Origin of the sequence: Curtobacterium flaccumfaciens (assembly GCF_051548005.1) — a bacterium.
Taxonomy (GTDB): Bacteria; Actinomycetota; Actinomycetes; order Actinomycetales; family Microbacteriaceae; genus Curtobacterium.
Genome location: NZ_JBPUGH010000147.1, coordinates 1 through 8,486 on the forward strand (window position 1 = coordinate 1; position 8,486 = coordinate 8,486).

Genomic DNA, 8,486 nt, shown 5'->3' on the forward strand with positions numbered 1-8,486 from the left:
GCAGTCGGCTGCGGTGACGTCGAAGTCGAACGTGTGCTGATCGCTCGCGAAGCGGTACTGGTACTGCAGCGTGACCCCGTCGTCGATGATCGCTCGGAAGCCGTCGTTGGTGCACGCGGTGTTCGTGATCGTCCGACGGGCGGTGGTCTCGCTCATCGACGCGGAGTCGACCGACGCCGCGATCGTGTACTGGTAGAAGATCGTCGTGCCGCGTGCCTCGATGTCGGTCAGCTCCGTGATCGAGTCGACCCGGGCGGGCAGGGGGTACTCGCGGAGCATCGAGTCGACCTCGCGCTGGACCTCGGCCGCGGCCGCGGTCGCACCGGAGCCGGAGCCGGAGCCGGAGTCCGCGCCCGCGTCGGCCGGAGCGGACGGCTGCGTCGGTACCGCCGAGGCGTCCTCGCTCGGGTCCGCGGTGCTCGTCGGGGTCAGCTGCCCCTCGGCCGCGGTCCGGTCGCTCGTCGCGAACGCGAAGCGGAGTCCCACCGCGACGAGCGCGACGACGAGGACTGCGACGGCCGAGACCCAGACCGCCGTGGCACGGGATCGTCTCGTCGGCGGGGCCGACGCACCCGGCACGGGACCGCGCGGAAGGTACGCGCCGCTCGGGGGCCCTCCCTGCCACGGCTGCGGCGTCGGCTGCTGCGGCTGTCCGCCCTGCCACGGCTGCTGCGGCTGTCCGCCCTGCCACGGTTGCTGCGGCTGTCCGCCCTGCCACGGCTGCGGACCGCCGGGCTGCGCCGGATCAGTACGTGGCTGGCCCCAACCGGCCTGCTGCGTGTCGTCGGACGGCCGCTCGCGCTGGCTGTCCGGTTCCTGCGGGATGTCCCGCTCGTCCTCGTCGTCCGGTCGGCCCGCACGCCCGTGCGGATCGTGCGGCGGTGTGGTGCTCATGGCGTCCCCCTGTGCCTGGATGCGCGGCCACCCCGACCGCGCACCCAGGACAGTACCAAGACGGTCCCGACGGGGAACGCGTGTCAGGGCGTGACCATGCCGCCGTTCACGTTCAGCGTCTCGCCGACCACGTAGCTCGATTCCTGCGAGGCGAGGAACACGTACGCGGGAGCCAGCTCGGCCGGCTGCGCGGCGCGACCCATCGGCGACTCGCTCGACCCGAACTCGGGCAGCGTCGACGGGTCGACCCCGCCGCTCGGCTGCAGCACCGTCCACGTCGGTCCGGGCGCCACGACGTTCACCCGGATGCCCCGCTCGACCAGCAGCTGCGACAACCCCTTCGAGAAGTTGTTGATCGCGCCCTTCGACGCCGCGTAGTCGAGCCGGTCCGGCGCCGGCTTGTACGCCTCCATCGAGGCCGTCGTCGTGATCGTCGACCCGGGCTGCAGGTGCGGGAGCGCCGCCTTCACGAGCCGGAACAAGCCGAACACGTTGACGTCGAAGGTCGCCTCGAACTGCTCGTCGGTGATGTCGAGCAGGTCCGGCTGCCAGCGCTGCTTGCCCGCGACGCTGACCAGTGCGTCGAGGCCACCGAGCCCCTCGACCGCCCGCTCGACGAGCTCCTTCGCGTACCCGCGGTCGCGTAGGTCGCCGGGGACGGCGACCGCGGTGCGACCCGCTGCCTCGATCTGCTCGACGACGTGGTCGGCGTCGGACTGCTCCTCGGGGAGGTACGCGATCGCCACGTCGGCGCCCTCGCGGGCGAACGCGATCGCGACGGCTGCGCCGATGCCGGAGTCGCCACCGGTCACGAGGGCCTTCCGGCCCGCGAGCCGGCCGGTACCCCGGTACGTCGCCTCACCCAGGTCGGGTACCGGCGTCATCTCGGACTGGAGGCCCGGCTCGGCCTGCGTCTGCGGCTCCGGTGACACGTCCGGGTAGCGGGTGCGCGGGTCCGCCCAGCCGTACTGGTCGGAGGGCGCTGCCTGGTCGGAGGGCGCTGCCTGGTCTTCCGCGCTCATCGGGTCGGCTCCAGCTCCACCTTGATCCAGCCCGGCTCGCGGCGGTCGAAGGCCTCGTACGCCTCGATCGCAGAGCCGATCGGCTCGTGCTCGGTGATCAGCGCGGTGGGGTCGAACTGTCCCGCTGCGACCATGTCGATCAGCGGGGGCGTCACCGAGTGGTGATCGCAGTTCCCCATCCGGATGGTGAGGTTCTTGTTCATCGCCTCGCCGATCGGGTACTGCTCAGCGGTCGGCCCGTAGACGCCGATGATGCCGATCCGGCCGTACTTCGCGACCGACGCGACCGCCCAGCGCGCGGCCTGCGACGGCCCGTCGCCCGGCTTCCACTGCTGTTCCTCGCCCCGTCCCTTCGCGGAGGCGTCCGGCGCGACCTGGGCGACCTCGTCGTCGAAGTCCGCCGCCTGCTGGTCGTCGACCGCTGCCGGTCCGTGCTTCGGGCGCTCCGCGTCGATCCCGACCGCGTCGATCACGCAGTCCGCACCGATGCCGTTCGTGAGGTCCATGATCGCCTGCACCGGGTCCTCGGTGTTGTAGTTGACGACCTCGCAGTGCTGCTCGAGGGCGGCGGCGAGCCGGGTCTCCTCGCCGTCCACGATGATGACGCGGGCGGCGCCGAGCTTGTAGGCGGACGCAGCGGCGAACTGGCCGACGATGCCCGCGCCGAACACCACGACGACGTCGCCGCGGGTCACGCCGGCGAGCTCCGCACCGAACCAGCCGGTCGGGAAGATGTCGGAGAGCAGGATGGCCTGCTCGTCGCTGACGTTCTCGGGCAGCGGATGCATGGTGTTCCGGGCCCAGGGGACGCGGACGTACTCCGCCTGCAGGCCGTTGACCGGGCCGGTGGACTGCGGGCCGCCGAAGAAGCTCGTGCCCGCCTGCGGCCCGTTCGGGTTCGCGACGTCGCACTGCGCCGTCTTGCCCATCCGGCAGTACCGGCAGGCGCCGCAGGAGATCGTGGAGTTGATGACCACGCGGTCACCGGGGCTGAAGCCGCGGACCGCGTCGCCGACCTCGGTGACGACGCCCACCGCTTCGTGGCCGAGGATCGTGCCCTCGTCCATCGGTGCCATCGTGCCGCGGACGAAGTGCAGGTCGGTCCCGCAGATCGCGCTCTTGGTGATGCGGACGATCGCGTCCTCGGGGTGCTGGATGGTGGGCTCCGGGACCTCGTCGAGTCGGATGTCCCCGATGCCGTGCCAGACGACTGCGCGCATGTCTTCCTCTTCCTTCGTGGGGTTTCGCGAGACCACACAACCCGTCGACCGCTCCGAGGACGCGGAGGGTCAGTCCGCTGGGCGCACCGCACGTCGACGGTCAGGTTGACCGGGTTGGGTCGGAGCATGAGCGACGACCAGAAGGAGATCCGCGACGACTTCGCGGACGCCGTGAACATGACCGCGTCGGAACTGAAGAAGTGGCTCGACACCGACGAGTCGAAAGAGGTCGGGCAGAAGTCCGACGGCGGTGGCGAGTCGACCGGGCACGAGAGCGGCCGGCACATCGTGCGGATCCTCGAGAAGAAGCAGGGCGACTACACCGACGACGACTACGCCCACATGAAGAAGGTCGTCGGGTACGTCGCTCGCCACTCGAAGCAGCGGCCGAAGGGCGACGTGCACGACACGAAGTGGCGGTGGTCGCTCATGAACTGGGGCAACGACCCCGAGAAGGACTGAGGGCTGCGGCGTACCCTCCGGGCCATGCCGAACCAGTTGAAGAAGCCGGACATGTACGAGGAGCTCCGCAAGGAGGGCGCCTCGAAGGAGAAGGCCGCGCGCATCAGCAACGCCGCCGCCGCCCGCGGCACGAAGGCCGTCGGGAAGAAGGGCGGTGAGTCCGGCTCCTACGACGACTGGACGGTCGCCGACCTGCGGAAGCGGGCGAAGGAGCTCGGACTCACCGGGTACTCGTCGAAGCGCAAGAGCGACCTGATCGACGCCCTGCGCAACCACTGACACCGGACGTCACGCCACGTGGGCGTTCCGACGGACGGAGGGCAGGCGGTGGTGGTGGCGCACGAGTGAGGTGACCTCCCGCAGGCGTCGGTCGATGCCCCACTTGGTGACCAGGGTCAGGGATTCGCGGACGATGTTGCCGCTCATCTTCGACACCCCGTGCTCACGTTCGGTGAACGTGATCGGCGTCTCCACCACGTGCAGCCCGGCCTCGAGGGCACGCCAGCACAGGTCGACCTGGAAGCAGTACCCCTTCGACGCGATCCCGGCGAGCTCGATCCGCTCCAGCGCGCTGCGGGTGAAGACCCGGAACCCGCCGGTGGCGTCGCGGACCGCGATCCCGAGCGCGAGGCGGGTGTAGAGGTTGCCGCCGCGGGAGAGCGCTTCGCGGTACCACGGCCAGTTCTCGACCTGGCCGCCCCTGACCCAGCGGGAACCGAGGACGAGGTCGTTCGTGTCGGCGAGTTCGAGCATCCAGGGCAGGTACTCGGGGTGGTGGGAGCCGTCGGCGTCCATCTCGACGAGCTTGTCGTAGCCGTGCTCGAGCCCCCACGCGAAGCCGGCGAGGTAGGCGCCGCCGAGGCCGTCCTTCACGGTGCGGTGCAGCACGTGCACCCGGTCGGTCTCGGTCGCGAGGTGGTCGGCGATGTCGCCGGTGCCGTCGGGCGAGTTGTCGTCCACGACCAGCACGTGCACCGTGTCGTCGGTCGCGGCCAGGGTGCGGCCCACGATCGGACGGATGTTCTCCGCCTCGTCGTACGTCGGGATGATGACCAGTGACTCGTTCATGGTGGTGCTCCTTGCTCGCGGAGCCAACATATCGGCCGCACGGTGCGAAGGCGCCGGGACGCCTCTTCGAACCCGGACAGGGTCTCTACGAACGCGCTGACCAGTGCCTGGGAGCACACCCGGCCGCACGGACGACGGGAGGCACGGTGCGGAGCCCGCACCGTGCCTCCCGTCCGTCCGCCGGACCGCCGATCAGGCGACGCGCGAGGCGGGCGACACCGTCTTCGCGACGTCGCGCTCGGGGATGTCCCCGAGCGCCGCGTCGATCGCGGCCAGCGCGTCGGCGTCGAGCCGCACACCGGACGCCTTGACGTTGTCGGTGACCTGCTCCGGACGCGAGGCGCCGACGATCGCCGAGGCGACGTTCTCGTTCTGCAGGGTCCACGCGATCGCGAGCTGGGCGAGCGTGAGCCCGGCCTCGTCGGCGACGGGCTGCAGGCGCTGGACGGCCTCGAGGACCTCGTCGCGCATGAACCGCTTGATCATGTCGGCGCCGCCCTTCTCGTCGGTGGCGCGCGAGCCCTCCGGCAGCGGCTGGCCCGGCTTGTACTTGCCGGTCAGCACGCCCTGCGCGATGGGCGACCAGACGATCTGCGAGAGGCCGAGCTGCTTCGAGGCCGGGACGACCTCGCCCTCGATGACCCGCCAGAGCATCGAGTACTGCGGCTGGTTCGAGATGAGCTGGAAGCCGAGCTCCTTCGCGAGCGCGGCCCCGGCGCGGATCTGCTCGGCGTTCCACTCGCTCACGCCGATGTAGAGCGCCTTGCCCTGCCGGACGACGTCGGCGAAGGCCTGCATGGTCTCCTCGAGCGGGGTCTCGTGGTCGTACCGGTGCGCCTGGTAGAGGTCGACGTAGTCGGTCTGGAGGCGCTCGAGCGAACCGTCGATCGACTCCATGATGTGCTTGCGGCTGAGGCCGGTGTCGTTGTGACCCTTCGGCCCGGTCGGCCAGTACACCTTCGTGAAGACCTCGAGGGACTGCCGACGCTCGCCCTTGAGTGCTTCGCCGAGGACGGTCTCGGCCGCGGTGTTCGCGTACGTGTCGGCCGTGTCGAACGTGGTGATGCCGGCGTCGAGCGCTGCCCGCACGCACTGGGACGCGACGTCGTTCTCGACCTGCGAGCCGTGCGTCAGCCAGTTGCCGTAGGTGATCTCGGAGATCTTGAGTCCGGAGTTGCCCAGGTACCTGAATTCCATGCTCTCGACGCTAGCGGTTCCGGGCCGCCCCAGAGGGGCCGTGCCGGTACCCGGCTGACCGGCCGCACCGTGTTCGCGAAGAATTGGTTGACGCTTCAACCAAACGGGTGCAGAATGGCGTACAGTTCAAGTCGATGCAGGCGCATGGAGTACATGTGGCTGCTCGGGACCGCAGACACCGTTCGAAGGACACACCATGACGCTCACCGCTTCCGCCATCCCCGGCTACCAGACCGGCACCTGGAAGATCGACCCGACGCACTCCGAGGTCACGTTCTCGGTGCGCCACCTCGCCATCAGCAAGGTCAAGGGCTCGTTCGAGCGCTTCGACGCCACGCTCGTCACCGCCGAGAACCCGCTCGACTCCACGCTCGAGGCCTCGATCGACGTCGCCAGCGTCAACACCAAGCAGCAGCAGCGCGACCAGCACCTCGCGACCGGCGACTTCTTCCTCGCCGAGGAGCACCCGCAGATGACCTTCAAGTCGACCGGCATCCGCGAGGACGGCGACGACATGCTCATCGACGGCGAGCTCTCGCTCCGCGGCGTCACCAAGAACGTCACCCTCAAGACCGAGTTCGGTGGCGTCACCACCGACGGCTACGGCCAGGTCAAGCTGGGCGCCGAGGCGACCACCAAGATCGACCGCACCGAGTTCGGCGTGAACTGGAACGCTGCGCTCGAGGCCGGTGGCTTCACGCTCGGCAACGACGTGACCATCAACCTCGACGTGCAGTTCGTCCTCCAGGCGGCCTGAGCACCACGCACCCCGGTGACACCGGCTCGGCCGGACGCCGAAGCCTGAGGTCCGCCTGACCCGCGCGACCTGAGGACACCGAACAGCAGCACTGCAGCACCCGCCTCGACGCCCCGACTCCTCCCCCACGGAGCCGGGGCGTCGTCGTGTCCCCGGGACCTGTCCACACATCCGGCCGCGGCCACTCGTCGAGGGTCCAGGCGCAGTAGCGTGTGGAGCACGGGAATCGCCGGACCGGAGCACGGGTTCCGGATCGTGGCGCCCGCCGTGGACCGGAACGGCTTCCGGTCCACGGCGACCCCCGCCGCACGACCCGCACCACGGACAGGAGCACCCGCATGGCCACCGACTGGATCGCACTGCAGGCCCTCGCAGCCGCCGAGTTCGGCCGCCGCGTCGCCGCAGTCACCGACTGGGACGCCCCCACCCCCGATTCCGAGTGGACCACCCGCGACCTCGTCGCCCACGTGGTCGACGAGCAGCGCTGGATCCCCCTGCTGCTGACCGGGTGCGAGTACGCCCAGGCCGAGGCCGACCTCGAACCGATCGGCGACGACCTCACCGCCGAGTGGTCGAAGCACGCCACCCGGGCGACCGCCGCGTGGCGCGACGCGCCCGCCGACGTGCCGGTGCACCTCAGCACGGACGTCGTGCCCGCGTCCGACTACCTCGCCGAGCAGACGAGCGACATCACCATCCACACCTGGGACCTCGCACGCGCGACGGGCTCGGACGAGACGCTCCCCGCCGAGCTCGTCGAGGCCGTCTGGCACCGGTTCGAGCCGAAGATCGAGGACCTCGCCGCCACCGGCCTCTACGCACCGCCCGTGCAGGTCCCCGACGACGCCCCGCTGCAGGTCCGCCTCCTCGCGGTCACAGGGCGCGATGCCAGGGTGGACGCATGACCACCGACACCACACGACTCGGCTCCACGGGCCTCGAGATCAGCAGCGTGATCCTCGGCATGATGTCCTACGGCGACCCGGCGAAGGGGTCGCACGAGTGGAGCGTCGGCATCGACGAGGCCCGTCCGTTCGTCCGCCGCGCGTTCGAGGCCGGGATCACGACGTTCGACACCGCGAACGTGTACTCCGCCGGCAGCAGCGAGGAGATCACGGGCCAGCTCCTCAAGGAGATAGCGCCGCGCGAGGACGTCCAGGTCTTCACGAAGGTGTTCAACCGGATGCGGCCCGGTCGCAACGGCGCCGGGCTCTCCCGCGCGGCGATCATGCACGAGATCGACGCCTCGCTGACCCGGCTCGGCACCGACTACGTCGACCTGTACCAGATCCACCGGTTCGACCCGCACACGCCCGTCGAGGAGACGATGGAGGCGCTGCACGACGTCGTCAAGGCCGGCAAGGCGCGCTACATCGGCGCGAGCAGCATGTGGGCGTGGCAGTTCGCCGAGATGCAGCACGTCGCCGAGCTGCACGGCTGGACGCGGTTCGTCGCCATGCAGGACCAGTACAACCTCCTCGAGCGCGAGGAAGAGCGCGAGATGCACCCGTTCTGCGCGCACACGGGTGTCGGCGTGATCCCGTGGAGCCCGCTCGCGCGCGGACGACTCACCCGCCCCTGGGACGCGCAGGGGTCCGGCTCGCGCGCCGACACCGACGAGTTCGGCAAGACCCTCTACAGGCAGGACGAGGACGCGAACCGCGCGATCGTCGACGCGGTCGCACAGGTCGCCGACGAGCGCGGCGTCCCGATGGCGCAGGTCGCCCTCGCCTGGGTCGCGGGGAAGTCCGTGGTCAGCGCGCCGATCGTCGGCGCGACGAAGGAGCACCACATCGACGACGCGGTCGCCGCGTCCTCGATGGAGCTCAGCGAGGACGAGATCGCGCGGCTCGAGCAGGCCTACAC

9 protein-coding genes and 1 pseudogene are annotated in these 8,486 nt (G+C 70.3%); 5 read left to right on the top strand and 5 right to left on the bottom strand.

Going from position 1 to position 8,486, the window contains the following annotated elements; translation table 11 throughout:
- From ACSW7Y_RS14355 to ACSW7Y_RS14365, 3 genes and pseudogenes are all read right to left on the bottom strand, one after another.
- Positions 1-894, bottom strand: a pseudogene (locus ACSW7Y_RS14355) (hypothetical protein); the annotation flags it as partial.
- A gap of 83 nt (positions 895-977) precedes the next feature.
- Positions 978-1,916: an SDR family oxidoreductase gene (locus ACSW7Y_RS14360; RefSeq protein WP_438126927.1), complete on the bottom strand. Its 939-nt coding sequence runs from the start codon at positions 1,914-1,916 to the stop codon at positions 978-980.
- Positions 1,913-3,136 carry a zinc-dependent alcohol dehydrogenase gene (locus tag ACSW7Y_RS14365; protein WP_438126928.1) on the bottom strand — a complete coding sequence of 408 codons (1,224 nt, stop codon included), beginning with the start codon at positions 3,134-3,136 and terminating at the stop codon, positions 1,913-1,915. Before ACSW7Y_RS14365 ends, ACSW7Y_RS14360 begins: the two co-directional genes overlap by 4 nt.
- Before the next feature lie 126 nt (positions 3,137-3,262).
- Here ACSW7Y_RS14365 and ACSW7Y_RS14370 point away from each other — a divergent pair, with 126 nt between their 5' ends.
- Both ACSW7Y_RS14370 and ACSW7Y_RS14375 read left to right on the top strand, forming a co-directional pair.
- Positions 3,263-3,598 carry a DUF3140 domain-containing protein gene (locus tag ACSW7Y_RS14370; protein WP_438126929.1) on the top strand — a complete coding sequence of 112 codons (336 nt, stop codon included), beginning with the start codon at positions 3,263-3,265 and terminating at the stop codon, positions 3,596-3,598.
- Positions 3,599-3,622: 24 nt separating this feature from the next.
- Positions 3,623-3,877 (top strand): DUF7218 family protein, encoded by a 255-nt coding sequence (locus ACSW7Y_RS14375; protein WP_290131963.1) that lies wholly within the window; start codon positions 3,623-3,625, stop codon positions 3,875-3,877.
- 9 nt (positions 3,878-3,886) lie between these two features.
- On the opposite strand, the gene ACSW7Y_RS14380 is transcribed toward ACSW7Y_RS14375, so the two are convergent.
- The gene (locus ACSW7Y_RS14380; RefSeq protein ID WP_438126930.1) at positions 3,887-4,666 is read right to left on the bottom strand and encodes a polyprenol monophosphomannose synthase; all 780 of its coding nucleotides are present in this window, start codon (positions 4,664-4,666) and stop codon (positions 3,887-3,889) included.
- A 192-nt stretch (positions 4,667-4,858) separates the two neighbouring features.
- Positions 4,859-5,863 carry an aldo/keto reductase family protein gene (locus tag ACSW7Y_RS14385; protein WP_438126931.1) on the bottom strand — a complete coding sequence of 335 codons (1,005 nt, stop codon included), beginning with the start codon at positions 5,861-5,863 and terminating at the stop codon, positions 4,859-4,861.
- 196 nt (positions 5,864-6,059) lie between these two features.
- On the opposite strand from ACSW7Y_RS14385, the gene ACSW7Y_RS14390 reads away from it, so the two are divergent.
- From ACSW7Y_RS14390 to ACSW7Y_RS14400, 3 genes are all read left to right on the top strand, one after another.
- The gene (locus tag ACSW7Y_RS14390; protein ID WP_058743086.1) at positions 6,060-6,620 is read left to right on the top strand and encodes a YceI family protein; all 561 of its coding nucleotides are present in this window, start codon (positions 6,060-6,062) and stop codon (positions 6,618-6,620) included.
- 338 nt (positions 6,621-6,958) lie between these two features.
- Positions 6,959-7,525 carry a TIGR03086 family metal-binding protein gene (locus ACSW7Y_RS14395; protein ID WP_438126932.1) on the top strand — a complete coding sequence of 189 codons (567 nt, stop codon included), beginning with the start codon at positions 6,959-6,961 and terminating at the stop codon, positions 7,523-7,525.
- Positions 7,522-8,486: aldo/keto reductase (locus ACSW7Y_RS14400; protein ID WP_438126933.1), on the top strand; the 965-nt coding region annotated here is incomplete at its 3' end. The genes ACSW7Y_RS14395 and ACSW7Y_RS14400, both read left to right, overlap by 4 nt.